Genomic DNA, 26,487 nt, shown 5'->3' on the forward strand with positions numbered 1-26,487 from the left:
TCACCCGCCGATCAGCGCCAGCCACTCATCCTCATCCATTGTCTGCACACCGAGTTCCCGCGCCTTGTCCAGCTTGGAGCCAGCGCCCGGCCCGGCAACCACGTAATCGGTTTTCTTGGAAACGGAACCGGCCACCTTGGCACCCAGACTTTCAGCGCGCGCCTTTGCCTCATCACGGGTGAACTTCTCCAGCGAGCCGGTGAAGACCACCGTCTTGCCCGCCACAGGGCTGCCATCTATCGTTGGCTTTTCAGCCTCTTTCGGCCTCAGTTCCTTCATCAGCCGGTCGATGACGTCGAGATTGCGCGGTTCCCTGTAGAATTCCACGATAGCGCGGGCCATGACCTCGCCAATGCCCTCGACGCTGTTGAGTTCGGCCCAGGCATCGCCGGCCGGATCGGCAGCAGCTTTCATGGCCTCTTCGAAGTGCTCATAGGTACCGTAGGTGCGCGCCAGAAGCTTGGCTGTCGTTTCCCCCACATGGCGAATACCGAGCGCGAAAATCAGCCGATGGAGATCGATCTCGCGCCGCGCATCGATGGCATCGAAGAGTTTTTTCACGCTGACCTTGCCGAAGCCATCGATATTCTCCAGCTTGGCAAGCGACTTTTCCTGCCTCGCCTTCAATGTGAAGATGTCAGGCGCAGTCTTGATGGACAAAGCCGGGTCTTCACTTTCGAAAAAGAAATCGATCTGCTTGGTACCAAGCCCCTCGATATCGAAGGCATTGCGCGAGACAAAGTGCTTGAGGTGCTCTTTTGCCTGTGCAGAACAGGCAAAACCACCGGTACAGCGGGTGACGGAGTCGAGCTTGCCGGTTTTTTCGTTGCGCTCGCGCACCGCGTGACTGCCGCAGACCGGGCATTGCTTGGGAAACTCATATCGCTTCGAACCGGCATCACGCTTTTCCAGCAGCACATCCAGCACCTGCGGAATGACATCGCCCGCCCGCTGCACGATGACGGTATCGCCAACACGAATGTCATGCTCTTCCGGGCGGATCCGCTCGCCATTGTTGCCGATACCCTCGATGTAATCGGCATTGTGCAGCGTGGCGTTGGTCACGACCACACCACCAACGGTAATCGGGGTCAGGCGTGCAACGGGCGTCAGCGCGCCGGTGCGGCCTACCTGTATTTCGATCTTTTCAACCGTCGTGAAAGCCTGCTCCGCCGGGAACTTGTGTGCTGTTGCCCAGCGCGGACTGCGCGAACGGAAGCCGAGCCGTTCCTGCAGGTCCAGCCGGTCGACCTTGTAGACGACACCATCGATATCGTAATCGAGGTCAGGCCGGGCGATGCCGATTTCCTGATAATGTTCAATCAGTTGCTGGCCGGACGTGAATCTCTTCATGAACGGGTTGACCGGAAATCCCCATTCCCGAAACTTTTCGACAATACCAAACTGAGTATCGGCAATGCGCGTGGGTTGCCCGCCATTGGACACTTCACCGAGGGCATAGGCAAAGAAGCGCAACTTGCGCCGCGCGGTCACATTCGCGTCCAGCTGCCGCAGGGAGCCGGAGGCGGTGTTGCGCGGGTTCACGTAAGTCTGTTTGCCCTCGGCTTCCATCTGCGCATTGAGCGCCAGAAAGTCGCTCTTTGCCATATAGACCTCGCCACGCACCTCCACCACATCAGGTACGCCCTTCGGCAGGGTATTGGGAATTTCCTTGATGGTGAGGATATTGGCCGTAACATTCTCGCCCGTGGTACCATCGCCGCGCGTGGCAGCCGTCGTCAACCGTCCCGCCTCATACCGGATAGACATGGAGAGGCCATCGATCTTGGGCTCCGCGGTAAAGGCAATCGAGTCGTCAGGCATGTTGCCGAGGAAGCGATAGACCGAAGCCACGAAATCCCGCACGTCCTCGTCCGAAAACGTATTGTCGAGCGAAAGCATGGGCCGCGCATGGACGATGGGCGCGAAAGTTGGCAGCGGCGTAAAGCCGACCTTCTTGGAAGGACTGTCTGCACGCACCAGATCGGGAAATGCAGCCTCGATGGCATCGTTGCGGCGCTTTAGCGCGTCATACTCTGCATCCGAAACCTCCGGTGCGTCCTTGCCATGGTAGAGCGCATCATGCCGCGCTAGCTCTGCCGCAAGAAAAGCAAGCTCGGCAGACGCCTCAAGCTCGGACAGTTTTTCCACCGGGATTTGATCTTGGGACATGGAGCAGGCCTCGTGCAGGAATCGAAATTGTTTTTACCGCAGCCTGCCCACTTTTCAACGGCAAGCTTTCGCGTAATCTGATTTCCGGGAGTGAGCAGCAAGGGGTACGAGCATGGACTTGACGACGCTTATTGCATTCGCCGCCGCCTTCTTCGTTTTTGCAGCCAGCCCTGGGCCTGACAATATGACCATTGTCGCGCGGACCATTACCCATGGTGCGGCGTCCGGCCTCGCCTATGGTGCCGGTACGGTTGCCGGCATCCTCATCTTTCTCGCGCTCGCCTCCTTCGGCTTCTCGGTTCTGGCAGCCGAGATGGGCACGGTGATGGCTGTGCTGCGCTATGCGGGAGCAGCCTACCTGATCTGGATGGGCATCAAATTGTGGACGGCAGAACCGGTCGTGCCGGAATTGTATGCCGTGAAAGCGCGGGGCAACCTGTTATCGATCTTCATGACGGGCATGGCGCTCAATCTGGGCAATCCCAAAATGCCACTCTTCTATGTTGCGCTTCTGCCCAATGTTGTCGGAGCATCGCTGACGGTCGATCATCTGGCTGTGCTGGCGGGCGTCATTCTGTGTGTTGAAGTCATCGTCATCGGCGGCCATGTCACGCTTGCCGTCAGGGCCCGCAGTTTGTTGCGCTCGGAAATTATCGTGCGCCGGGTCAATCGCACGGCAGGAGGCGTGATGATCGGTTCAGGCGTGGCGGTTGACATCAGCCGCTAGGGCGTATCCTTTTTTTAAAAACGGAAACGCTTTAATCCTGCGCTGCGAGCAGCTTGGCTGCCGCCGCCCTCGCCTCATCCGTCACCGAAGCACCGGCCAGCATACGGGCAATCTCTTCGGTGCGATGCTCAGGCTGCATGGTGGCGACGCGGGTGGCGATTCGCTCCGTGCCATCGCCGGACGGCCCCTTGGAAATCAGCAGATGGGTACCGGCACGCGCAGCCACCTGCGGCGCATGGGTAACGGAAAGAACCTGCACGGTTTTCGACAGACGCTTCAGGCGCTGGCCGATAGCATCCGCCACCGCGCCACCAACACCGGTATCGATTTCATCAAAGACCAGCGTGGGGGCTGAGCCTCGGTCGGCAAGGGCCACCTTGAGCGCCAGCAGGAAGCGCGAAAGCTCGCCACCGGAGGCAACTTTCATGATGGGGCCGGGACGCGTGCCCGGGTTGGTCTGGACGTGGAATTCGACCACATCAATACCATCGGCCGTGGCAGCGGAAGGGTCGCTGGTGACCTCTACCGTGAACCGGGCGCGCTCAAGCTTCAATGCCGGCAATTCCGCCATGACCGCATCGGAAAGAGCCGAGGCCGCATTCTGGCGCTTCTCCGACAGCGATTGAGAGGCGCGATCAAAATCGGACTTTACGACGCCAAGATGCTTTTCAAGCTGCGCCAGTTTTTCCTCACCCGCATCCAGATCCGCAAGATCCGCCACCATGCGCTCTGCAAGTGCGGGAAGCTCTGTGACAGGAACGGAATATTTGCGGGCAGCCGCACGCAGCGCAAAGAGCCGCTCTTCCACCCGCTCCAGTTCACGCGGATCGAACTCGGTGCGGCGAAGCGCACTTTCGACTTCCATCTGGGCATTGGAAAGGTTGTCCAGCGCGGCGTCCAGCAGTTGAACGGTTTCTTCCAGCAAGCCCGGAGCTTCATGGCTCTTGCGCTCAAGACGCCGCATCATCGAAGCAATCATCGGAACGGGCGAGGCATTGCCGTTTAGAAATTCACTCGCCTCCGCGATATCGCCAGCGATGCGTTCAGACTTCTGCATCACAGCCCGGCGCTCGGCAAGCTCATCCTCTTCGCCATCGCGTGGCGACAGCACCTCAAGCTCCTCGACGGAAGACCTGAGATAATCCGCTTCGCGGGCCGCAGCCTCCACCTTGGCGCGGTGCGTTTTCAGGCCGCGCTCCGCATCCTTCCAGATGCGGTAGAGTGACTGCACTGAGGCAACCTCATCCGTGAGACCCGCAAAGGCATCCAGAAGCGTCCGGTGCGCATTTGTGTCGACCAGCGCCCGGTCATCATGCTGGCCATGGATTTCGACCATGTGCTGCCCAAGCTGGCGCATGAGCTGTACGGAAACGGCCTGGTCATTGATGTAGGCTTTGGTCCGGCCATCGGCAGACTGGACACGGCGAAAGATCAGGTCGCCATCGTCATCAAGCCCGTTGTCGCGAAGCATCAGGCGGGCCGGATGGTCCATGCCCACTTCGAACGTCGCGGTAACCTGGCCCTTGTCTTCACCATGGCGAACAAGGCCACCATCACCACGCCCACCGAGGGCCAGCGAGAGACTGTCGAGAAGAATCGATTTGCCAGCGCCCGTCTCACCAGTCAGCACGGAAAGACCGGCCTCGAACCCAAGGTCGAGCCGTTCGATCAGAACGATATCGCGGATCGATAGCTGGACCAGCATGGCTTAAGCTCTGTCCTCAGGCTCCCACCAGTTTTTTACCGGCGCGGGAAATCCAGGATTCCTTGTTCTCGCGAGGCTCAAGCCCCTGCCCCTTGAGGAGCTTGTACGAGTCTTGATACCATTCGCTGTCAGGGTAGTTGTTGCCGAGAACCGCCGCTGCCGTCTGTGCTTCGTCTGCCAGACCCATCGCATAATAGGCTTCGGTCAGACGTGCCAGGGCTTCTTCGATCTGGTTGGTATTCTGGTACTGCTCCACAACGATGCGGAAGCGGGAAACAGCTGCCAGATATTCCTTGCGCTCAAGGTAATAACGGCCGACCTGCATTTCGCGACCAGCGAGCTGGTCACGCGCAAAGCGGATTTTTGCCTGCGCATCGGCGACATATTCCGAATCAGGGTAATCGGTGACCACCTTGTTCATCGCTTCGATCGTGCGCTGTGCGGCGCGCTGATCCTGCGTGACGTCGGCGATCTGCTTGGAATAGGCAAGACCGATCATATACTGGACATAGGCGGCGTCTTTTGCGCGCGGATACTGCTTGAGAAAGCGCGTACCGGACGAGATCGCCACATCATTCTTGTTCTGGCGGGTTGCGATGAACGTGTTCATCACGAGAGCCTTCTGGCCCCACTCCGTGAAGGGATACTGCTTGTCGATAGCGGAAAACTTGCGACCAGCCTCGGTCATGTTGCCAGCATTCATGTTGGCAAGACCCTGCTTGTAAAGAACGTCTGGCGGATCGGTCTCAACGCCAAGCTTGGTGATGTCGATATCGGGGTCAGACTGGCAGGATGTTACCAGCGTTCCGGCGCCAATCAGCATCAGCGATACGAGAGCTCCCCGCACCGTACCATTCATCGCACCAGACACTACACGCTTCATTCGTCAGTTCCCACTTCCTGCGTAAATACAGAACATCGGCTTTTCCAGTGGCGTTTCTAGCCATAAAAGCGTCTGCAGGGCAACGCAATGATGACGCAATAACGCATTTTTATGGCATGGCGACCTGAAGCTGATGATTATCTCTGCCCCGAGAGCGCGTTTTTGCCTCTGTTACTCGCTTAAACCTACTCATCGACATGCAAAAAAGCCGCCCGGAAGGACGGCTTTCAATTTCCAGATTATCTTGATTACGCGGACCAGGGCGCAAACTCAGGCTGCTGGACAGCTACGAATTCCCGAGCCCGGACAACGGGATGACGGGCGGCAGGTGCCTCGACAATTTCATAAGCTGTCGGATCGCTCAGCAACGCCTTCAATGCATTGGCATTGACCTTGTGACCACCGCGATAGGAACGGTAGCAACCGATGAACTGCGCGCCCGCAAGCGCCAGGTCGCCAACGGCATCCAACGTCTTGTGACGGACGAACTCGTCCTTCTCGTAACGCAGGCCTTCCATGTTGATGACAGTGTGATCATCGGAAATCACAACGGAATTCTCAAGCGCCGAGCCAAGAGCGTAACCGGCAGCCCACAGGCGTTCAACATCCCGCATGAAGCCGAAGGTGCGCGCGCGCGACAGCTCGTTTTTGAAGGTCTCGGCAGTAAGATCACCCTGCCAGATCTGGCGGCCAATCAGCGGCGTGTCGAAATCGATCTCGACCTCAAACCGTGTGCCGTCATAGGGGCGGAATTCAGCCCAGGAGGCGCCGGCTTCGATGCGCACCGCCTTGGTCACCCTGATGTAGCGACGCTTCACGCCAAGGTTCTTGATGCCAACCGATTCGATGGCTTCGATGAAAGGTGCAGAGCTGCCGTCCATGATCGGAACTTCGGGACCATCGACTTCAACAATGAGATTGTCGATACCCATTGCATAGATGCCGGCCATGACGTGCTCGACGGTGGCGATCGACTCAGGGAGCGACCGACCGATAACCGTGCAGAGATCCGTATTGCCGACATTGGCGGATACGGCCTTGAGCTCGACCGAGGTTCCATTTTCATACTGGCGGCTGAAAACGATGCCTGTACCCGCTTCCGCTGGCTGGAAGGTCATGGACACCGGATTGCCCGAATGAACGCCAATGCCCTTGAGCTGAACAGGATTGGCGATAGTTGTCTGGAAACCGAGCAGTCCGATGGTCATGCGAGTATAGCCTTTTCGTGCGGACCTGCCTGCTACACCGGCATGATCCGAATTTCAACCGAGGGAAATAAACACGAGCCGCGCCGTGTTCCGTCCTCGTCTCATGCTCATACATACGCACTGTTCGTGCCCATCTCAAATCACTGTTAATGTCGCTTTGTAACAGACACAACGCATTGAAAAAGCTTGTGGAAAAGCAGAGTGGGAGATGTCATGAAACTGAAATACCCGGGCGCTTTCGAGCCCGGGTACCACATCGTGCAAAGTCACGACTCTGTTTATGCCATCAGTTCGACTGGCGGCGAAGGAAGGCTGGAATTTCCAGCTGATCGTCTTCGTGCTGGCTGGCGGAAGATGGCGTCTGACGGCCATGATCATCCAGATTGCCGCGGCGTGGTGCATAGAGGCTTGCCTCTTGCGACAGCGGACGGCGCTGCTGTGGAGCCATGCTCGGCGCGTCCATCATGTCGGAAGGAACGGATTCCTCTTCTTCACGACGGCCAAGCGAGTTGGTGATCCGCTTGAGAAGACCCATCGGGCCACGCTCTTCCGGAACCGCAGAGGCCGGGTGGGCGCGGTGATCCATCTCAGCCTTCACGACTGGAGGAAAATCCTCGACCTTGGGCATACGGACCGGCTCAGGCGCACGGGCGACTGGAGCGGGCTCGTGGTAAACCGGCGCCGGGGCCTGCTGCATACGTGGAGCAGGTGCTGCGACCTGTTCCGGGGCATGATAGGCAGGCGCCGGGGCGGCGTGCACCGGTGCTGCGGGGCGAGCAGCAACCGGTGCTTCCGCTGGAGCAGAAGCGAACAGCTTGCTCTGGGGACGGAATTCGGCTTCTGCCTGGGCCTGACGAAGCTGCTGTTCAGCAGCGGCCAGTGCCAGCTCCCGTTCCATTTCGACTTCAGCCGAACGGATGGTCTGGGCGATAGGGTCTACGGTCTTTGGTGCCTGCGAGACTGCGGCAGGCTGAACTGCGGCCGGAGCAGAAGCAACGGCCGCGGAAGGACGGATAACTGGCTTTGCAGCGGCAGCAGCACGCATTTCCGCGATGTTCTGTTCCATCTGGCCAGGTACACGGTCGATGCCTGTGGCAACGACGGAGACGCGGATGAGGCCTTCGAGAGCTTCATCGAAGGTCGCGCCGAGGATGATGTTCGCATCCGGATCGACTTCTTCGCGAATACGTGTCGCAGCTTCGTCCACTTCGAACAGGGTCATGTCGCGACCACCAGTGATGGAGATCAGGAGGCCCTGCGCACCCTTCATCGATGTTTCGTCGAGCAGCGGGTTTGCAATCGCGGCTTCGGCAGCCTGCATTGCACGACCCTGGCCGGAAGCCTCGCCGGTACCCATCATTGCACGGCCCATTTCGCGCATGACCGAGCGAACGTCGGCGAAGTCGAGGTTGATAAGACCTTCCTTCACCATCAGATCGGTGATGCAGGCAACGCCCGAGTAGAGAACCTGGTCAGCCATTGCGAAGGCATCGGCAAAGGTCGTCTTGTCGTTGGCAATACGGAAGAGGTTCTGGTTTGGAATGACGATCAGCGTATCGACGGACTTCTGCAGCTCCTCGATGCCCTGTTCAGCCAGACGCATACGGCGACCGCCTTCAAAGTGGAAAGGCTTGGTCACGACGCCAACCGTCAGAATGCCCTTGTTGCGGGCAGCCTGTGCGACGACTGGAGCAGCACCGGTGCCGGTACCACCGCCCATGCCGGCGGTGACGAAGCACATATGCGTGCCGTTCAGGTGGTCGATGATTTCATCGATGCACTCTTCGGCAGCAGCGCGACCGACTTCAGGCTGGGAACCGGCGCCGAGACCTTCGGTAACGTTGACGCCGAGCTGGATGACCCGGTCTGCCTTCGTCATCGTCAGAGCCTGTGCATCCGTGTTGGCAACGACGAAGTCGACGCCCTGGAGGCCAGCCGTGATCATGTTGTTGACAGCGTTACCGCCGCCACCGCCAACGCCGAAAACGGTGATGCGTGGCTTCAGCTCGGTGATATCCGGCTTTTGCAGCTGTATCGTCATAATAACATTCCTTCTTTCTCTGGCCGCATCGCCCCGCAGGCCAATTCTTAATCAAACTTCACTCAGTCCTCTGTCGGTTACTCGAGACAGAGGTCAGAAACTTTCCTTCAGCCATTGCCCTACGCGGGCAATCCGGCCGCTACCCGTTCCGAACGGCGAGAACATTCCGCTCTGCGCCGCATGGATTTCGATGTCCGCGATCTGCGGATAAATCATCAGCCCGCAGGCTGTAGAAAAGGCCGGGCCCTTGGCCGCGACCGGCAGACCGGACACGCCCATCGGGCGGCCGATACGTACATTGCGGGCCAGAATGCGCCGCGCCGTTTCAGGCAGACCGGTCAGCTGGCTGGCGCCACCCGTCAGAACCACGCGCTTGCCGACAATCGGGCTAAATCCCGATTTCTGGATACGGTCGCGAATGAGTTCCAATGTTTCTTCGATTCGTGCCCGAACGATGCGGCTGACAAGCGCCCGCGAAACCTGCGAAGGCTGGTCGCGGTCGTCCTCTCCGATCGGCGGCACGGCGATCAGATCGCGATCATCCGCTCCGTTGGCAAGTGCAGACCCGTGCACCACCTTCAAACGCTCGGCATCTTCGATACGCGTGGACAGACCACGCGCCAGATCCGTGGTGACATGATGACCGCCAAGACCGATGGCGTCGGTATGGACAAGACGTCCTTCGGCAAAAACCGAAATCGTCGTCGTGCCGCCGCCCATGTCGATGGCAGCACAGCCCAGCTCGACCTCATCATCCACCAGAGCCGCAAGGCCGCTGGCATAAGGGGTCGCAACAATACCCTCGACAGACAAGTGAGCGCGGTTGATGCACAGTTCCAGGTTCTTCAGCGCGGTGCGCTCGGCTGTCACCACATGCATGTCCACGCCCAGCATATCGCCATACATGGAAAGCGGATCACGAATGCCGCGCTCGCCATCCAGCGAATAGCCTGTTGGCAGCGAGTGCAGAATGGCGCGATCCTGCCGCAGCGATTGCTGGCTTGCGGCGATCAGAACCTTGCGGAGATCGCCCGATTCGACTTCCTGCCCGCCCAGATCGATGCTGGCCGTATAGATGTCGCTGGCCAGACGCCCTGCAGAGACATTCACGATCAGGCTGTCAACGGTCAGGCCCGCCATGCGCTCGGCTGCATCAACAGCCAGACGAATGACGCCTTCCAGGGCATCCAGATCGGCAATGACGCCGGACTTCACGCCGCGCGAACGCTGGTGGCCAATGCCGATGACCTCGACCTTGTGCGTGCGGCCAGGCAGAACTTCGGTTTCCTCACGCGGAGTGAGACGACCGATCATGCAAACGACCTTTGTCGAACCGATATCGAGGACCGACACCACGTGACTGCGCTTCGAAGACAAAGGCTTCAGACGCGGAAGGCCGAAATGGGAAGAACCGAAAAAGCTCATGTGTTCTTCTCCGCAGCCTTGAGTGCCTTCGAACGTGCTTCGACCGCCTTCTGGCGGCGCTCTGCCGCACCTTCGGTCAGTTGAACCGTGGTGCGGTCCGGCAGGCGCAGATCAACCGCCGCGACATCACGCGAAAGAACCTTTTCTTCCATGTCCATGCGAGAAAGCAGTTGCAGCGCCTTCGGCACGTTTTCTTCCGGCAGCTTGACCACGATGCCGTTGTCCAGATGCAAATCCCAGCGGCGTCCGGCGATGCGGACATAGGCCCGCACGCGGTTGCGGATTTCAGGCCAGTCGGCCAGCTCATCGACGAAGCCTGCGGCACCCGTTTCGGCATCGCGACCGACAAACAGAGGCAATCCGGCATATTTGTTATCGCGCAGCGGAGCGATCACGCTGCCGCTCTTTTCAATGAGCGACAGTTCCGAACCGTGCTGCCAGATGCCGAAAGCCTGCCGCTCCTTCAAGCGAACCTCGATCGTCTTCGGGTAGATCTTGCGAACATCGACGTCCTCCACCCAGGGAAGCTCGGTCAGCTTCTTGCGGGCAGCATTGACATCAAGCGCGATCAGCGAGGTTGCGCCATCCAGCCCGAGCAGCTGGAAGACATCGATTTCAGATGTCTGGATGTTGCCGGAAACCTTGACGTCTTCAATGGCAAACCCGGCAGCCGAAGTTGTCGCCTGCGCAACGACATCCGTATGGCCGCCCAAAGACATGCCATAGAGACCAATCACGGAAAAGAAGCCAACGGTGGCAAGCGTTCCCGTGTGGGCGGGAATGTGAATACGCCCCGTCGCCAGCGAAACGATGAAGCGAAAGCCCTTGCGAAACGGGCGTGGCAGAACCATCCGCTCGTCAGCGGACCCCGAGGCGAATTGCTCGCGCTTTCTTGCTGCCGACTTTTTGCCTGCTATCGCGAACACGAAGCGTCCTCCACCATCCAGCGGACCAGCTCACCGAAGGAGCGTCCTGCATGAGCTGCCATTTCCGGCACAAGGGAGGTTGGCGTCATGCCTGGCTGAGTATTGACCTCCAGCCAGATAAGTTCGCCTTCTTCTGAGAAACGATCGTCGTAGCGGAAGTCGGAACGGCTCACGCCACGGCAGCCAATCACCTGATGCGCCATGACCGCCAATGATTGGATTTTTTGGTAAATTTTCGGTGAAATTCCCGCCGGAATGATGTGTTTTGAACCACCTTTGGCGTATTTCGCATCATAATCATAAAAGGCGTGACCCATCGGCAAAACCTCGGTCACGCCCAAGGCTTCGCCATTCATGACGCCGCAGGTAAACTCGCGTCCGGCAATGTAGCGCTCGGCCATGACCTCGTCGCCATAGCGCCATTCCGCAGATTCCAAAATCTGTGGCGGATGAGACTGGTCTTCCTTGACGATGACGACACCGAAGCTGGAGCCTTCGCGCACAGGCTTGACGACGTAAGGCGGATCAAGCGGATGCTTGTTGCCGATGTCGAAACGATTGAGGATTTTCTCTGGCGCAACAGGAATGCCTGCTGCCGCCGCAATCTTCTTCGCGAGCGACTTGTTCATCGCCAGCGAAGAGGCAAGAACGCCGGAATGGGTATAGGGTATTTCGAGATATTCGAGGATACCCTGGATGGTGCCATCTTCCCCATAGGGGCCGTGGAGGGCATTGAAAACGACATCGGGACGCAAGGCAGCCAGCGTGGCGGCGATATTGCGATCCACATCGACACGCGTAACCTTGTAGCCCTCACCTTCGAGAGCCGATGCGCAAGCCTCTCCCGATGAGAGGCTGACCGGCCGCTCCGAAGAAAACCCACCCATAAGAACAGCTACGTGTTTGCCGCTCATGAAAACCTCTGACACAAAAATCACATGAACGAGATCAGCAGAACATTCGTCAGCCCTGCGATTCTCTCGCCCGCTCCGTTACCATTCACTAAGCGCCATTAAGGTTAATGAAGTGTTTACTTTCGTTAACCAGTGGCGCCCATGATGCGATTTTTCTTAAAGAATCACATGAGGCCCGGATTCCTTCCTTGGAATCAGAGAGTTGCAGCCAATGCAAGATTCAGAATTGCAGGCAGGTGAAATAAAATTCTTGCGCGGGCGCAAAGCCACCCAGAAAAAAGCAAGGCTGATTCGTTAACGGACAACATTTTTCCCCAACCAATTTTGGGTCAGAAAACCTCTTTGAAAGGCTGCCGCTGTTTCCCGGAAAAACAGACCAGACCTCTGCCTTCCAATGCATTTCGCCGCCGGAACCCGTCATTTTTTACAAATTATTGCGCTTAAGGCGTTTCAAACGTCTGAAAATTGCGTTAACGCAGCACAATCTCTTCCCAGAGTGATAAGTGTTACTTAACAATGGAACCCATATGATGACCGACGCGATATCTCCCGTATCGCCGCCCGCTGACAATGCGAACGATGTAAAGACAAATTCGCCTGCACGAGTTCTTACTGCCAGCGTGGTCGGCACGACCATCGAGTTTTTCGATTTCTACGTTTATGCGACCGCAGCAGTGCTCGTGTTCCCGACGTTGTTCTTCCCCAACAACGATCCGATGACCGCGCTTCTCGCGTCATTCGCGACTTTTTCCATCGCCTTCTTCGCACGTCCACTCGGGGCCGTCGTATTCGGCCATTATGGCGACCGCATCGGGCGCAAGACGACGCTCGTTGCAGCACTGCTGACCATGGGCGTGTCCACCGTCATCATCGGCCTGCTGCCGACCTATGAGACTGTTGGCGTGATGGCACCTCTGCTGCTGGCACTTTGCCGCTTCGGTCAGGGCTTCGGCCTTGGGGGTGAATGGGGTGGCGCGGTTCTGCTGGCAACGGAAAATGCACCCCCGGGCAAGCGCAGCTGGTACGGCATGTTCCCGCAGCTGGGCGCGCCGCTTGGTCTCTTTCTCTCTTCCGGCGTCTTTTGGATCCTGCTGCACTTCATGTCTCAGGAAGCCCTTCTCAGCTGGGGATGGCGCATTCCCTTCGTCGCATCGATCATCCTGATCGCTGTCGGCCTCTGGGTGCGTCTTTCCATCACCGAAACACCGGCCTTCCAGAAAGCAATCGACAAGCAGGAACGCGTTGCGGTCCCGGTTGCTGAGCTTTTCCGCAATCACAAGCGCAGCCTCGCGCTTGGCACCTTCGTTGCTCTGGCCACCTTCGTGCTGTTCTACATCGGCACAGCCTATCTGCTTTCCTACAACGTCAAGGTCCTGAAGATTCCCTTCCTTGATGCGCTGGAAGTGCAGATCCTGGGCTCCATCCTCTTCGGCATCTTCATTCCGATCGCTGGAAAGCTGGCAGAACGCTTCGGCCGTCGTGAAGTCCTGATTGCAACGACCGTATTGATCGCTGCCTTCTCCTTCCTGCTGCCGAGCCTTATGACAAGCGGCGAAGGCTCCATCTTCATCTTCGCGGCCCTCTCCATGGCTCTCATGGGCATGACCTATGGCTTGATTGGAACGGCTCTGGCCGCCCCCTTCCCGACATCCGTGCGCTACACGGGCTCGTCCATCACCTTCAATATGGCTGGCATTTTCGGTGCGTCGCTTGCGCCCTACATCGCCACCTCGCTGCAGGTGAATTACGGCATGAGCTATGTCGGTTACTATCTCTGCGTCGCTGCGCTCATCACGCTGGCCTGCATCTTCATGTCCGGCAAAAACGAAGTCTGAGCCGGAATCAAACACAGAGAAAAGCCCGCGAAGTCATTGGCTTCGCGGGCTTTTTTATTCTTTCCAAAATGGACGATTTCGGGAAATCTGGTCGCTATGCTCCGAGAAACGGCTCTACCTCACGACCGGGCATGAACAATCCCAAACGCTTGATTTCCCATTCCAGGCGAATGCCGGAATGTTCGAAGACGCGCTTCCGAACCGCTTCGCCGAGATATTCGAGATCATAGCCGGTCGCGTGGCCGGTATTGATCATGAAGTTGCAGTGGAGCGATGACATCTGCGCGCCGCCAATGACCATGCCACGACCGCCAGCCTCGTCAATGAGGCTCCAGGCGGAATGTCCCTCGGGGTTCTTGAAGGTCGAACCGCCGGTCTGCTCGCGAATTGGCTGGACCGTTTCGCGATGATGACGAACCGCATCCATGTCGGCGCGGATTTTCGCACGGTCTTCGGGGTAGCCTTCAAACAGAGCGCCCGTGAAGATCAGATCCTTCGACGCGTCCGAATGGCGGTAGCTATAGCCCATATCAGCGTTGGAAAGGACATGGGCATTGCCCTGCCGGTCCACCGCATACACTTCCACCACGCGCTCGCGCGTTTCGCCGCCATTTGCGCCAGCATTCATGCGCAGAGCGCCACCGATGGATCCGGGTATGCCGTAATAGAAGTGAAAGCCGCCAATGCCGTTATCCATAGCCATGGCTGCAATATGCTTGTCCGGGCAGATCGCACCGGCCTTGATGCGGTTTTCACCCGCCAGTTCCACCTGGCCAAAACCCTTGGCAGAAAGACGCACGACCACGCCTGGAATACCGCCATCGCGCACCAGAAGGTTCGAGCCAACGCCGACAACCGTCAGCGGGACGTCTTCCGGCAGAATTTTAAGGAAGGCAACGAGATCGTCGGTATCATGGGGCTGGAACATCAGCTCCGCCAGGCCACCTGCTCTGAACCACGTCACGCGGTCCATGGGACTGTCCGGCGTCAAACGTCCTCTGAGTTCCTTTACTCCGTCGCCGAACCTCTCCAGCAACTTTACCCCATCCACCTGTCTCATGCAGACTTTCCTGAAATGCTATCCAATTCCGAGGGCAGCGCTGCCGCCCACTGCGTAATATTACCAGCGCCCAACAGAACCACGAAATCACCGGGATTTGCAATGGCTGCGACGGTTCTTGCCAGATCGTCGCGAGAGGCGAGATGGCGCGCGTCCCGATGTCCGGCAGCCTTTGTGGCTGAAACGAGCGTTTCGGAATTCACCCCATCAATTGCATCTTCGCCTGCGGCATAAACCGGAGCAAGAAGAATTGTGTCCGCATCGTTGAAACAATGCGCAAAATCTTCAAACAGGCTGGCAAGCCGCGAATAGCGATGCGGCTGATGCACGGCAATGATGCGCCCGCTGCAAGCCTCGCGGGCCGCCTTGAGCACGGCCTTGATCTCGACGGGGTGGTGTCCGTAATCGTCAAAGACCTGAACACCGTTGGACTCGCCCGTCAGGGTGAAGCGACGCTTCACGCCACCGAAGGAGCCCAGCCCCTTCTTGATGTCGTCCTCGGAGATACCCAGACGGTTTGCCACCGCAATCGCAGCCGTCGCGTTCGAAACGTTGTGACGGCCGGGCATCGGCAGGACCAGATCCTTGAAACTGTAGATCTTGCCTGTGCGGCGGCGGCGAATCTCCACATCGAAGATGGAGCGGACGCCATCGATTCGGACATTGGAAAAGCGCACATCGGCCTGCGGGTTTTCGCCGTAGGTAATGACCTTTCTGTCTTCGATCTTGCCAACCAACGTCTGCACTTCAGGGTGATCGAGGCACATGACGCCAAAACCATAGAAGGGCACGTTTTCCACGAACTGACGGAATGCGGCGCGGACGGCATCGAAATTGCCATAATGATCCAGATGTTCCGGATCGATATTGGTGATGACGGCAACGTCGGCAGGAAGCTTCAGGAAGGTGCCGTCCGATTCGTCGGCCTCGACAACCATCCACTCGCCCTCGCCCATGCGGGCATTGGTGCCATAGGCGTTGATGATGCCGCCGTTGATGACGGTCGGATCAAGATTGCCTGCCTCAAGCAACGCGGCAACCATGGAGGTGGTCGTCGTCTTGCCATGCGTGCCGCCGATGGCAATCGCGTTGCGGAAGCGCATCAGTTCAGCCAGCATTTCGGCACGACGAACGATCGGCAGATGCTTCTCGCGCGCTGCAATCAGCTCCGGGTTGTTCTTCTTGATGGCGGTCGAGACAACAACAACTTCGGCATCGCCAAGGTTCTCGCCCGTCTGACCGACGAACACCTCGATGCCCTTCTCCCGCAGACGCTGCACATTGGCGCTGTCTGCCTGGTCGGAGCCCTGCACGCGATGACCGAGATTGTGAAGCACCTCGGCAATACCGCTCATGCCGATCCCGCCTATACCGATGAAATGGACAAGACCTATGGCTTTCGGCATCTTCATGGATGCACTCCTTCTTTATTCTTCAATTTGAATTGCTGAACGGACTGCCCGGCGGCAATCGTCTCCACAAGATCGGCCAGCCGCTGCGCCGCGTCCGGCTTGCCGGTCGCCTTGGCTGCTGCCGCCGTCTGCGCCAGGCGGTCCGGATCGTTCATCGCATCGCTGAGCAGCGCCGACAGCTTTTGCGGTGACAGCTCGGATTGCTTGATGACGCTGGCGCCGCCAGCCGCCGAAAGTGCCGCAGCATTGGCGGCCTGATCGTGGTCGAGTGCGTGCGGATAGGGCACCAGCACCGAGGGACGTCCGATGACGGAAAGCTCCGAAACCGTGGATGCCCCCGAGCGGCTGATGACCAGATCAGCGTCTGCTATGCGCTGCGCCATATCACCGAAGAAGGGCGATATATCCGCCTTTACGCCGAGCTTTGCGTAGGACGCTGTAACGCTGTCCTTGTCTTCGGGTCTAGCCTGCTGCGTTACGGTGATGCGGGAACGCATCTCGTTCGGCATCAGGCAGATGGCCGCTGGCACGGCGCCTGAGAAAAACTGCGCGCCCTGGCTTCCTCCGAAGACGACCAGCTGAAACGGCTCGCCTGCGCTGGAAGGGGTATAGGAGACATCGGCAGCAGAAAGCACGGCTGGCCGCACCGGGTTGCCCGTCGCCACCGTCTTGTCGGCATATTGCCCCTTGCCTTCCGGCAAGAACCCGCCTGCGATTGCCTTGACTCTCTTCGCCAGCGCCTTGTTGGCACGGCCCATCACGGCATTCTGCTCATGAATGAGTGAAGGTATGCCAAGACCAGTGGACGCCAGAAGCGGCGGCACGGTTGGATAACCACCAAAACCCACGACGGCAACCGGCTTCAGCTTCGTCACCAGACGGCGCGCGGCACGAAGGCCGGTCCAGAGTTTCAGCAGCGCCTTGGCCACGGAAATCGGGTTCTTGGATCCGATGGTTGCGGACGGCACGACATGGATCTCATCCGCCGGGAACGTGCCCGCATAGCGTTCAGCGCGGCTGTCGGTAACGAGATGGACGGAATAGCCCCGCGCCTTCAACTCGTAAGCCAATGCCTCGGCCGGAAACACATGGCCGCCGGTTCCCCCGGCGGCTAGCAGAACGATGCCTTTGCTCATACTCTTTACTCCGCAGGAAGCCCTGCATTGACCCGGAAGAAACTGCGTTCCTGGGCCCGTTTTTCGGGGCGATGTCGTGTCAGGGCCAGAAGGAAGCCAGCTGTGACGCAGATCGCCATCATCGAGGAACCACCATAGGAAATCAGCGGCAGCGTCATGCCCTTGGCGGGCATGAGTTCAAGATTGACGCCGATATTGATCATCGACTGCATACCGATCTGCAACACCAGACCAGCCACCGCAAAGCGGACGAAATCGTCCTTTTCCTTGAAGGCATGGGCCAGGCCGCGCAACACGATGAAGGCAAAGATCATCACCAGCAACATGCAGAACAGGATGCCGAATTCCTCCGCAGCGACAGAAAAGATGAAGTCGGTGTGGCTATCGGGAATGATGCGCTTGACGATGCCCTCGCCCGGCCCCTGACCGAACCAGTTGCCACGGATGATGGCTTCGCGCGCCGTATCCACCTGAAACGTGTCGCCCTCACCCGTCCAGAACCGGTCGATACGTCCTGCCACGTGCGGCAACATCAGATAGGCGGTGATGATGCCGCCGACCCCGAGGCCACCCAGCATGATGATCCAGAACCAGGGAACGCCAGCCATAAAGAACATTCCGCCCCAGACAACGGATGTCAGGATGGTCTGACCGAAGTCCGGCTGGGCGATGAGAAGTGCGGCGACGATGCCGAAGGTGATGATGGCAAAGAGATTGCCTGGAATTTCCGGATGACGCGCCCGTTCCGCAAACAGCCACGCGCAGACGATGACGAATGCCGGTTTCATGAATTCGGAAGGCTGAATGGAAAAGCTGCCGATGGAAATCCAGCGACGGGCACCCTTGACCTCTATGCCGAAGAACAACGCAAAGATCATCATCAGCAGGGAGACCACGAGCATGATGACGGCAACGCGGCGCACCTGTCGGGGCGAGAGAAACGAAAGGCCGATCATGATCGCCAAAGATGGCACCATGAACATCGCCTGCCGCTCGACGAAAAAGAAGCTGTTGAGACCGATACGCTCAGCCACCGCTGGCGATGCCGCAAAGGACAGCATCAGGCCGATGCCCATGAGAGCGATGAACGCAGTCAGGAAGAAACGGTCGATGGTCCAGAACCATTCCGCGACCGGGCCTCGGTCAATACGGCTTACCATTTCATCACTCCACCTTTTCCGAGCCAACCAACATCGTCACGCCAGCCAGGGCTGAAACATGAGAAACGAACGAATCACCACGAATTTCGAAGTTCTTGTACTGGTCGAAGCTTGCGCAAGCCGGTGATAACATGACGACATTTCCATCTCGTCCGTCTTCCTGCGCATCGCGAGCGGCGTGCTCGACAGCCTTGTCGAGTGTGCCGGAGATTTCATAGGGCACCGCCTCGCCAAGCGTTGCCGCAAACTCAGCCGCCGCCTCGCCAATGAGATATGCCTTGGCAATATGGGAAAATAGCGGCGACAGGCTTGAAATGCCGCCCGCTTTCGGCAGGCCACCGGCGATCCAGTAAATGCGGTTATAGCTGGACAGCGCGGGAGCTGCCGCATCCGCATTGGTCGCCTTGCTGTCATTGACAAAGGTAACGTTACCTCGACGCCCAACCGGCTGCATGCGATGTTTCAGACCGGGGAAAGAGTTCAACCCAGCCTTGACCTCATCCACCGAAACGCCGACGGCAAGGCAGGCTGCAATCGCTGCCGCCGCATTCTGCGCATTGTGGCTTCCACGCAGCGTCTGAATGCCGTCCAGATCGACCAGCAGCGAGGATGTACCGCCGTCTGCCCTGAATATCTGGCTGCCTTCGGCATAGAGGCCATTTGCAACCACGTTGCGCTTGGAAATCCGCGAGACCGTGACACCGGCTCGCTCCAGACGATCGGCAATCAGGGTGCAGAAACTATCGTCCACGCCGACAACCGCCGTTCCGCTGCCCGCGACCAGACGTTCCTTGACATCGGCGTAATGCTGCATCGTGCCGTGACGATCCAGATGGTCAGGGGTGAGGTTGAGAAGGATGCCTGCTGTTGGATTGAGCGTCGGCGCGAGATCGATCTGATAGGACGAGCATTCGACCACATAGAAGCGTTCCGCCTTCGGCGGTTCGAGGCTGAGGACAGCAGTGCCGATATTGCCGCCAAGCTGTGTGTCGCGACCGCAGGCAGTCAGAATATGTGCAATCAACGCCGTGGTGGTGGATTTGCCATTGGTGCCCGTAATCGCGATGAAGGGGCATTCGGGTGCATGGGCCCTGCGCTCGCGAACAAACAGCTCGATATCGCCAATCACCTCCACGCCGGCAGCACGGGCCAGATCGACGGACCAATGCGGCTTGGGGTGGGTCAGCGGCACACCAGGCGCGAGAACGAAGGCCGAGAGCTTCGACCAGTCCACTGCGCGAAGATCCCCGGTCGGAATGCCTTCGGCCTGCGCCCTGGCAACACTGTCGGGATTGTCGTCAAATGCGGTCACATCAGCACCGCCCGCTACCAGCGCCCGCGCCGTGACAAGGCCCGATCCGCCGAGGCCGAACAGTGCAACCTTCTTTCCCGCAAATGAGGTGACAGGAATCATCGACTACCTCAACTTCAATGTGGCAAGGCCAAGCATCGCCAGCCCGACAGAAATGATCCAGAAACGAATGACCACCTGGCTCTCGGTCCATCCCTTTTTCTCGAAATGGTGATGGATGGGTGCCATGAGGAAGACGCGCCGTCCGGTGCGTTTGAACCAGAAGACCTGAATGATGACCGACAGCGTTTCCATGACGAACAGTCCGCCAACGATGATCATGACGATCTCATGCTTGACCGCAACCGCGATGGAGCCAATCAGACCGCCGAGCGCCAGCGAGCCGGTGTCGCCCATGAAAATGGCCGCAGGCGGGGCATTGAACCATAGAAAGCCGAGACCAGCACCGATGACGGCACCGACGATGACAGCCAGTTCGCCCGTTCCGGGTACGAAATTGATCTGGAGGTAATTCGCGAAGATCGCGTTGCCGACGAGATATGAAATGACACCGAATGTCGCGGCGGCGATCATGACCGGCACGATGGCAAGCCCGTCCAGTCCATCGGTCAGGTTGACCGCATTGCCCGCGCCGACAATGACGAAAGCGCCAAACAGGACAAAGAAATAGCCGAGATCAATGACGAATTCCTTGAAGAACGGGAAAGCGATTGAACTGCCAAGCGTGCCACCATGCGGCGCTGTTGCCAGCGCAACTTCCATCATGAAGAACACAGCGATGGCGGCAATCAGGAATTCGATGCCAAGGCGTGCCTTGCCGGAAAAGCCTTTATCGCTCTGTTTTGTGACTTTCAGATAGTCGTCATAGAAGCCGATGGCGCCGAAGCCGAGCGTCACCATCAGAACCGCAACGACATAAACATTGGAGAGATCACCCCACAGCAGAGAGCCGCCGAGGATGCCCGCAAGAATCATCAGCCCGCCCATGGTTGGCGTGCCAGCCTTCTTGAAATGGGTCTGCGGACCATCGGCGCGGATCGGCTGACCCTTGCCCTGGCGAATGCGCAGGGAGTTGATGATTGCCGGTCCGAAAAGAAATACGATGAGGGCAGAGGTGAACAATGCAGCACCTGCCCGGAACGTGATGTAGCGGAACAGATTGAAGATTTGAACTTTGTCCGACAGTTCAACGAGCCAGATCAGCATATTTGCCCTTTCAAAAGGCCGTTAAAGCGGCAGACGGACGGTGGGACGTCCTGTGCCGCTCCAAGTTTTCGTTTCACCACCAACGCACAGAACATGCTGTCTTAGCGTTTGGTTAAATGCTTTAGATTTGGCGTTCCGTCTCGGGGAATGCCGGATACTTGTCAAGAAGCGCCGCAACGATCTTGCCAAAACCCACACCAAGTGACGATTTTATCATCACCACATCGCCCGGCTGGACCCATTTCAGGACAAATTCGTTGAGTTCGGCAGTCGTGGGAAACCATGCAACATGGACGCTTTCGGGAAGCGCATCGCGAAGTGCCGCCATCGACTCACCGGCAAGCCATACATGCTCAATGCCCGCAGACAGGATTGGCCCGGAAAGATCCTCGTGCACTTCGGCGGCAAATTCACCCATCTCGAGCATATCGCCGAGCACGGCGACGCGACGGCCGCTTCCACGGACTTCTGCCGCAGCGAGCAGCGCAATCGCCGCACGCATGGAGGCCGGGTTTGCATTGTAGCTTTCATCGATAAGCAGGAAAGACCCGTCGCCAACCGAAAGGCGATGGCGCTGACCCCTGCCCTTGACCGCTTCCAGTGTGCCAAGCGCAGCAAATGCCCTGTCGAGATCGGCACCAGTCACGGCCACCGTGCCAAGGGCCGCCATGGCGTTTTCAGCGATGTGCCGCCCAGCCGCACCAATATGCAATTCGCTCGTTTCACCGTTGATGATCGCCCAGATGGTCGAACCATTGGGTGTGCTTTCGTAATCGGCCAGGCGGAACTCTGCCTTGGCGTGCTGACCGAATGTCAGAACATGCTCGATGCCTGCATTATAGGCCGCCTGTTCAAGCTGCTCGAACTGCGCATTGTCGCGGTTGAGGATGACAGCGCCGCCGGGCAGAACACCATCGAAAATTTCGGCCTTCGCCGCAGCAATCTCTTCCAGGCTTTTGAAGTTGCCGAGATGCGCAGCCGCGATTGTCGTGATGATGGCAAGATGCGGCTTTACCTGCTTTACCAGCGGACTGATCTCGCCGGAATGGTTCATGCCGATTTCGAAAATCCCGTATTCCGTATCGGCAGGCATACGCGCCAGGGTGAGCGGAACGCCCCAATGATTGTTGAAGGACGAAACGGCTGCATGGACCTTGCCTGACGGTGCCAGAACCTGACGCAGCATTTCCTTTGTCGTCGTCTTGCCGACAGAACCGGTGATGGCAATGATGCGGGCCGATGTGCGCTCACGCGCGGCCTGTCCAAGCTTGACCATGGCCGCAAGCACGTCTTCGACCACGATCATTGGCACCGTTAGCCGACCGAGCGCTGGCAGCTTCGCCTCCGACACGACAAGCAGGCCCGCCCCGTTGGCGACCGCAAAGCTCGCATAATCGTGGCCATCCACACGGTCGCCCTTGATGGCGAAAAACGCTTCGCCCGGCTGCACCGTGCGGCTGTCGATGGAAATGCCTGTGATGCCTTGAGGCAGATTGCCAACCGGACGGCCCGCCATGACGGCGACCATATCCGGTACTGTCCATAACCAGCTCAAATCTTCAATCCTTCCAGCGCAGTACGCACCTGTTCATGGTCTGAAAACGGCAGCGTAATATTGCCGACTATCTGACCTTCCTCATGCCCCTTGCCCGCAACGATCAGTGTATCTCCATTCCCCAGCATCGATACGGCGTGACTGATCGCCTCTGCCCGGTCTGCAATCTCCAACGCACCCGGTGCTGCCGCCATGATTTCGGAACGGATGGTCTGCGGCTCTTCGGAGCGCGGATTATCGTCCGTTACGATCACGACGTCTGAAAGCCGCGTTGCCACTTCGCCCATGATGGGGCGCTTACCCTTGTCGCGGTCTCCCCCGCAGCCAAACACCGTAATGATGCGGCCCGAGGTGAACGGACGAACGGAGTTCAAAACATTTTCCAAAGCGTCAGGCTTGTGGGCGTAGTCAACATAAGCCAATGCACCGTTCTTGGTCTGGCCGACAAGCTCCAGACGACCCGCAGCACCGATCAGCTTTTCCAGTGCCTTCATTGCCACCGAAGGCGAGACACCGGTAGACATCGCAAGCCCTGCCGCCACCAACGCATTGGCAACCTGGAAATCTCCGGCAAGCGGCATATCGACTTCATAGATCTGGCCCTCATGATGGACCTCGATCATCTGCTTGTGGCGAAAATGCTCGACGCGCTTCAGTGCGAGATATTCACCCTTGCGACCGACCGTGCGGACATCGTGGCCTGCATCTGTCGCCACCTTGATCGCGCGTTCCGACCACGGATCATCCGCGAAGATGACAACCGGCGAACCCTTTGGCAGGAGCGTATCGAACAGGCGCATTTTCGCTGCCATGTAGTCTTCGACCGTTGGATGGTAATCCATGTGGTCGCGGCCGAGATTGGTAAATCCGGCGGCGGCAAGCTTAACGCCATCAAGACGACGCTGGTCCAGCCCATGGCTGGATGCCTCCATCGCCGCATGGGTCACACCTTCTGCGGCAAGTTCTGCCAGAAGCGCGTGTAAGGAAACAGGGTCCGGGGTGGTCAGAGAGCCATAATCTTCGCGACCGGGCGCAATCACACCCGTCGTGCCGATCTGGGCTGCGGCATGGCCTGCAAAGGCCCATATCTGGCGAACGAATGAGGCGACCGAGGTCTTGCCCGCCGTACCCGTAACCGCGATCATGGTTTCAGGCTGTTTTCCGTAAAAGCGGGCGGCAGCAAGAGAGAGGAAGCGCCGCGGATCGGAAACGACCAACACGGGCACCTGGGCGTCGATTTCGAGACCTGAAACGATGGCAACCGCACCCTTGGCGACCGCGTCCTGCACAAAGGCGCTGCCATCCGCCTTGCTTCCGGCCACGGCAGCGAAGATCGATCCGGGCTGGACCTTGCGGCTGTCAGCGGTGATCCCGGTTACCTCGATAGCTCCGGCGTCTGCCTGAAGCATTTCATTCAGTTCCGGGAACTCGCTCCCGGATAGATCTCGCAAATTCATGAATGTGTCCGTCTTGTCCCCCCGGCGTGATTCGCCGGTCCGTCGTAAGCTGTACCAATCAATAAGACACCAGCAAGGCCGAACCGTCCTTACCGAATTTGGGTTTTACACCAAGAATTGCCGCTGAACGGGTGATGATATCGTGCACCATCGGTGCCGCAGAGGAACCGGCAAGTGCTGCGCCATTGCCCTTGTCCGTCTTCGGCTCATCGATGAAGGACAGAACGACATATTCCGGCTTGTCCATCGGGAAAGCGGAGAGGAAGGCGTTGAAGTTCTTGTCGTGAACGTAGCGACCGTTGACAACCTTGTCGGCCGTGCCGGTCTTGCCACCGACATTGAAGCCTTCAACGCGCGCGTTGCGACCGGAGCCGTTGACGCCATTCCACTCGAACAGGAAGCGCATGTCCTTGCTGGCGCCGGGCTGCAGCACCTGCTTGGCCACCTGATCGGCCTGGTCCTGCGAACGGGGCAGGAATGTCGGCTCAATAAGTTTGCCGCCATTGACGAGGGCAGCACCTGCAATGGCTGTTTGCAGCGGCGTCGTCGAAACGCCGTGACCGAAGGAAATGGTGACCGAGTTGATCTTCTTCCATTGACGCGGCTGCGTCGGCATAGCGACTTCAGGCAGTTCTGTCTGCATCTTCGTCAACAGGCCGAGACGCGTAAGGAATTCCTTGTGTCCCTCGATGCCAACCGTATCGGCAATCTTTGCAGTACCAATGTTGGAGGAATACTGGAAGATTTCCGGCACCGAGAGCACGCGTCCTTTGCCGTGGAAATCCTTGATGGTAAAGCCACCGATGCGGATGGGAAAACGCGCATCGAAAGTATCGCCGATGCGAACCTTTCCGGAATCCAAACCCATGGCAATGGTGAAGGACTTGAAGGTGGAGCCCATCTCGAACGTGCCGTTCGACATGCGGTTCAGCCAGCCTTCCTTGGCGCCTTCGGCGGGATTGTTGGGATCGTAATCCGGTGCGGACACCATGGCGAGAATTTCGCCGGTGTGGACGTTGATCACCACAGCGCCCGCGCCGAGAGCTTCGAACTTCTGGATTGCGTTCACGACGACTTCGCGAACGATGGCCTGTACCCGCAGGTCAATGGACAGCTTGACCGGTTCCAGCGGCTGATCGGATGTCATGCCAAGCGCGGTCAGGTCTGCGAGACCCTGGCTGTCGAGATACCGTTCCATGCCAGCCACACCGCGGTTGTCGATGTTAACGTGGCCAACGACGTGGGCAGCGGTCGGACCGCCGGGATAGAAGCGGCGCTTCTCAGGCCTGAAGCCGATGCCGGGAATGCCGAGCGCCAAAATCTGGCTCTGCTGCTTGGGCGTCAACTGACGGCGCAGCCACTGGAAGCGGGATTCGGATTTGAGCTTCTGGTAGGTTCCGCGCGTGTCGAGGTCGGGCAGAACAGTGCGCAGTTTCTCGATGGCTTCATCGACATCGACAATGCGATGCGGTTCGGCAAACAGTGAAACGGTGCGAATATCCGTTGCCAGCACTTCTCCGTTACGGTCCAGGAGATCGGGACGCGACGCCATCAGCCGGTCGGCAGGCGCGATGCTGGACACGGTTTCCGGCTGCGTCATGCCATACTGCACCAGACGTCCGCCGACGACACCGTAAAATGCAACGAAACCGACGATCAGCAGACCGACACGCGTCTTTGCCTGCGTGGCGCGGCGCTTGCGGGCACCTTCAAAGGCAGCATGATCGGCAAAACCGGTGGTGCTGGCGGAAAAATGAGCCCTGCTTTTCAGAACCATGACGCGGGAGAGAAAAGACATCAGTCCACCGATCCAGTTATCGTTTCATCCATGTCACCAGACTCGTCACCCGGCCGCGCACGCACAACAGGTGCGGGAACTGGCTGACGTGTGACACGCGCACGCGGCTGCGGCACGGGCACACCGCCCGTCGCTGCAATTTGCCCCGCAGGCGCTGATTTCGGCTTTACACCGCCCAATGTTGCGCCAGGCTTGGAGCCGCTCATCGCGGCGGCAATCACATCCTCGACGCTCATGCCCTGCGGCTCCGGAGGCTGCGGCAATTGCGAGCGCAGCATCGGCAGTTCCCTGGGCTGCGACAGCTGCGTGGGCTGTGTTGGCGCAAGCGCAAGGTCGCCCTGATAAGCATTGACCAGCCGGTGCAGACGGTTTGGCTGCGTCAGCAGCGCCCAGTCAGCACGAAGAAGATCGATCGTATCCTTCTCAAGCTTGATCTCGGCTTCGAGCTTGCGCACGGAATCGAGCTTCAGGTCGGCCTGATGCTTGATGGAATAGGTAACGACCGCTGCCGCCACCATCACGCCCATGAGAATGAAATCAAAGGTCCGTAGCATA

At 58.5% G+C, this 26,487-nt stretch carries 20 protein-coding genes; 2 read left to right on the plus strand and 18 right to left on the minus strand.

Annotation, left to right across the window (positions count from 1 at the left end; all coding sequences use genetic code 11):
* A complete protein-coding gene (gene ligA / locus QRN85_RS14460; RefSeq protein ID WP_284758999.1) occupies positions 1 to 2,172 on the minus strand; it encodes an NAD-dependent DNA ligase LigA in 2,172 nt (723 codons plus the stop codon).
* 112 nt (positions 2,173 to 2,284) lie between these two features.
* Between ligA and QRN85_RS14465 the strand changes: the two genes are divergently transcribed.
* Entirely contained in the window at positions 2,285 to 2,899 is a 615-nt protein-coding gene (locus QRN85_RS14465) for a LysE family translocator (RefSeq protein ID WP_284759000.1), read from the plus strand.
* A gap of 31 nt (positions 2,900 to 2,930) precedes the next feature.
* Here the strand turns inward: QRN85_RS14465 and recN are convergent, their stop codons facing one another.
* From recN to QRN85_RS14500, 7 genes are all read right to left on the minus strand, one after another.
* A complete protein-coding gene (gene recN, locus QRN85_RS14470) occupies positions 2,931 to 4,604 on the minus strand; it encodes a DNA repair protein RecN (RefSeq protein WP_112962626.1) in 1,674 nt (557 codons plus the stop codon).
* A gap of 16 nt (positions 4,605 to 4,620) precedes the next feature.
* Positions 4,621 to 5,487 (minus strand): outer membrane protein assembly factor BamD, encoded by an 867-nt coding sequence (locus QRN85_RS14475; RefSeq protein WP_082469609.1) that lies wholly within the window; start codon positions 5,485 to 5,487, stop codon positions 4,621 to 4,623.
* Positions 5,488 to 5,735: 248 nt separating this feature from the next.
* Positions 5,736 to 6,695: a UDP-3-O-acyl-N-acetylglucosamine deacetylase gene (gene lpxC, locus QRN85_RS14480; RefSeq protein ID WP_284759005.1), complete on the minus strand. Its 960-nt coding sequence runs from the start codon at positions 6,693 to 6,695 to the stop codon at positions 5,736 to 5,738.
* A gap of 286 nt (positions 6,696 to 6,981) precedes the next feature.
* Entirely contained in the window at positions 6,982 to 8,736 is a 1,755-nt protein-coding gene (gene ftsZ / locus QRN85_RS14485; protein ID WP_062585354.1) for a cell division protein FtsZ, read from the minus strand.
* Between the two features lie 93 nt (positions 8,737 to 8,829).
* Positions 8,830 to 10,161: a cell division protein FtsA gene (ftsA, locus tag QRN85_RS14490; RefSeq protein WP_062585353.1), complete on the minus strand. Its 1,332-nt coding sequence runs from the start codon at positions 10,159 to 10,161 to the stop codon at positions 8,830 to 8,832.
* Positions 10,158 to 11,087: a cell division protein FtsQ/DivIB gene (locus tag QRN85_RS14495; protein ID WP_502870784.1), complete on the minus strand. Its 930-nt coding sequence runs from the start codon at positions 11,085 to 11,087 to the stop codon at positions 10,158 to 10,160. Before QRN85_RS14495 ends, ftsA begins: the two co-directional genes overlap by 4 nt.
* Positions 11,075 to 12,001, minus strand: a complete 927-nt coding sequence (locus QRN85_RS14500) for a D-alanine--D-alanine ligase (RefSeq protein WP_284759006.1) — start codon at positions 11,999 to 12,001, stop codon at positions 11,075 to 11,077. The genes QRN85_RS14495 and QRN85_RS14500 overlap by 13 nt, the downstream gene beginning before the upstream one ends.
* Before the next feature lie 530 nt (positions 12,002 to 12,531).
* On the opposite strand from QRN85_RS14500, the gene QRN85_RS14505 reads away from it, so the two are divergent.
* The gene (locus QRN85_RS14505) at positions 12,532 to 13,836 is read left to right on the plus strand and encodes an MFS transporter (protein ID WP_062585670.1); all 1,305 of its coding nucleotides are present in this window, start codon (positions 12,532 to 12,534) and stop codon (positions 13,834 to 13,836) included.
* Between the two features lie 94 nt (positions 13,837 to 13,930).
* Here the strand turns inward: QRN85_RS14505 and murB are convergent, their stop codons facing one another.
* The 10 genes from murB to ftsL form a co-directional block, all read right to left on the minus strand.
* Positions 13,931 to 14,896: a UDP-N-acetylmuramate dehydrogenase gene (murB, locus tag QRN85_RS14510; RefSeq protein WP_062585347.1), complete on the minus strand. Its 966-nt coding sequence runs from the start codon at positions 14,894 to 14,896 to the stop codon at positions 13,931 to 13,933.
* Entirely contained in the window at positions 14,893 to 16,308 is a 1,416-nt protein-coding gene (murC, locus tag QRN85_RS14515; protein WP_284759008.1) for a UDP-N-acetylmuramate--L-alanine ligase, read from the minus strand. Before murC ends, murB begins: the two co-directional genes overlap by 4 nt.
* Positions 16,305 to 17,444, minus strand: coding sequence for an undecaprenyldiphospho-muramoylpentapeptide beta-N-acetylglucosaminyltransferase (gene murG / locus QRN85_RS14520; RefSeq protein WP_284759010.1), 1,140 nt, complete (start codon positions 17,442 to 17,444; stop codon positions 16,305 to 16,307). The genes murC and murG overlap by 4 nt, the downstream gene beginning before the upstream one ends.
* 5 nt (positions 17,445 to 17,449) lie before the next feature.
* Positions 17,450 to 18,604 carry a putative lipid II flippase FtsW gene (gene ftsW / locus QRN85_RS14525; RefSeq protein ID WP_112962630.1) on the minus strand — a complete coding sequence of 385 codons (1,155 nt, stop codon included), beginning with the start codon at positions 18,602 to 18,604 and terminating at the stop codon, positions 17,450 to 17,452.
* A 4-nt stretch (positions 18,605 to 18,608) separates the two neighbouring features.
* Positions 18,609 to 20,018 (minus strand): UDP-N-acetylmuramoyl-L-alanine--D-glutamate ligase, encoded by a 1,410-nt coding sequence (gene murD, locus QRN85_RS14530; RefSeq protein ID WP_284759012.1) that lies wholly within the window; start codon positions 20,016 to 20,018, stop codon positions 18,609 to 18,611.
* 3 nt (positions 20,019 to 20,021) lie between these two features.
* On the minus strand, positions 20,022 to 21,122 hold the full coding sequence (gene mraY, locus QRN85_RS14535; RefSeq protein WP_062585337.1) for a phospho-N-acetylmuramoyl-pentapeptide-transferase: 1,101 nt from the start codon (positions 21,120 to 21,122) through the stop codon (positions 20,022 to 20,024).
* 121 nt (positions 21,123 to 21,243) lie between these two features.
* Positions 21,244 to 22,677, minus strand: coding sequence for a UDP-N-acetylmuramoylalanyl-D-glutamyl-2,6-diaminopimelate--D-alanyl-D-alanine ligase (locus QRN85_RS14540; protein ID WP_112962632.1), 1,434 nt, complete (start codon positions 22,675 to 22,677; stop codon positions 21,244 to 21,246).
* Positions 22,674 to 24,134, minus strand: coding sequence for a UDP-N-acetylmuramoyl-L-alanyl-D-glutamate--2,6-diaminopimelate ligase (locus QRN85_RS14545; protein ID WP_284759014.1), 1,461 nt, complete (start codon positions 24,132 to 24,134; stop codon positions 22,674 to 22,676). Before QRN85_RS14545 ends, QRN85_RS14540 begins: the two co-directional genes overlap by 4 nt.
* Before the next feature lie 58 nt (positions 24,135 to 24,192).
* Positions 24,193 to 25,932 (minus strand): peptidoglycan D,D-transpeptidase FtsI family protein, encoded by a 1,740-nt coding sequence (locus tag QRN85_RS14550; protein ID WP_062585331.1) that lies wholly within the window; start codon positions 25,930 to 25,932, stop codon positions 24,193 to 24,195.
* Positions 25,932 to 26,486 carry a cell division protein FtsL gene (gene ftsL / locus QRN85_RS14555; RefSeq protein WP_284759016.1) on the minus strand — a complete coding sequence of 185 codons (555 nt, stop codon included), beginning with the start codon at positions 26,484 to 26,486 and terminating at the stop codon, positions 25,932 to 25,934. Before ftsL ends, QRN85_RS14550 begins: the two co-directional genes overlap by 1 nt.
* Position 26,487 lies beyond the last annotated feature (1 nt).

The organism is Agrobacterium sp. fls2-241-TYG-188a, from assembly GCF_030209845.1.

Coding starts and splice junctions, on each gene's coding strand:
- ligA (WP_284758999.1), bottom strand. CDS start 2,172: ATGTCCCAAGATCAAATCCCGGTGGAAAAACTGTCCGAGCTTGAGGCG.
- QRN85_RS14465 (WP_284759000.1), top strand. CDS start 2,285: ATGGACTTGACGACGCTTATTGCATTCGCCGCCGCCTTCTTCGTTTTT.
- recN (WP_112962626.1), bottom strand. CDS start 4,604: ATGCTGGTCCAGCTATCGATCCGCGATATCGTTCTGATCGAACGGCTC.
- QRN85_RS14475 (WP_082469609.1), bottom strand. CDS start 5,487: ATGAAGCGTGTAGTGTCTGGTGCGATGAATGGTACGGTGCGGGGAGCT.
- lpxC (WP_284759005.1), bottom strand. CDS start 6,695: ATGACCATCGGACTGCTCGGTTTCCAGACAACTATCGCCAATCCTGTT.
- ftsZ (WP_062585354.1), bottom strand. CDS start 8,736: ATGACGATACAGCTGCAAAAGCCGGATATCACCGAGCTGAAGCCACGC.
- ftsA (WP_062585353.1), bottom strand. CDS start 10,161: ATGAGCTTTTTCGGTTCTTCCCATTTCGGCCTTCCGCGTCTGAAGCCT.
- QRN85_RS14500 (WP_284759006.1), bottom strand. CDS start 12,001: ATGAGCGGCAAACACGTAGCTGTTCTTATGGGTGGGTTTTCTTCGGAG.
- QRN85_RS14505 (WP_062585670.1), top strand. CDS start 12,532: ATGACCGACGCGATATCTCCCGTATCGCCGCCCGCTGACAATGCGAAC.
- murB (WP_062585347.1), bottom strand. CDS start 14,896: ATGAGACAGGTGGATGGGGTAAAGTTGCTGGAGAGGTTCGGCGACGGA.
- murC (WP_284759008.1), bottom strand. CDS start 16,308: ATGAAGATGCCGAAAGCCATAGGTCTTGTCCATTTCATCGGTATAGGC.
- murG (WP_284759010.1), bottom strand. CDS start 17,444: ATGAGCAAAGGCATCGTTCTGCTAGCCGCCGGGGGAACCGGCGGCCAT.
- ftsW (WP_112962630.1), bottom strand. CDS start 18,604: ATGGTAAGCCGTATTGACCGAGGCCCGGTCGCGGAATGGTTCTGGACC.
- murD (WP_284759012.1), bottom strand. CDS start 20,018: ATGATTCCTGTCACCTCATTTGCGGGAAAGAAGGTTGCACTGTTCGGC.
- mraY (WP_062585337.1), bottom strand. CDS start 21,122: ATGCTGATCTGGCTCGTTGAACTGTCGGACAAAGTTCAAATCTTCAAT.
- QRN85_RS14545 (WP_284759014.1), bottom strand. CDS start 24,134: ATGAATTTGCGAGATCTATCCGGGAGCGAGTTCCCGGAACTGAATGAA.
- QRN85_RS14550 (WP_062585331.1), bottom strand. CDS start 25,932: ATGTCTTTTCTCTCCCGCGTCATGGTTCTGAAAAGCAGGGCTCATTTT.
- ftsL (WP_284759016.1), bottom strand. CDS start 26,486: ATGCTACGGACCTTTGATTTCATTCTCATGGGCGTGATGGTGGCGGCA.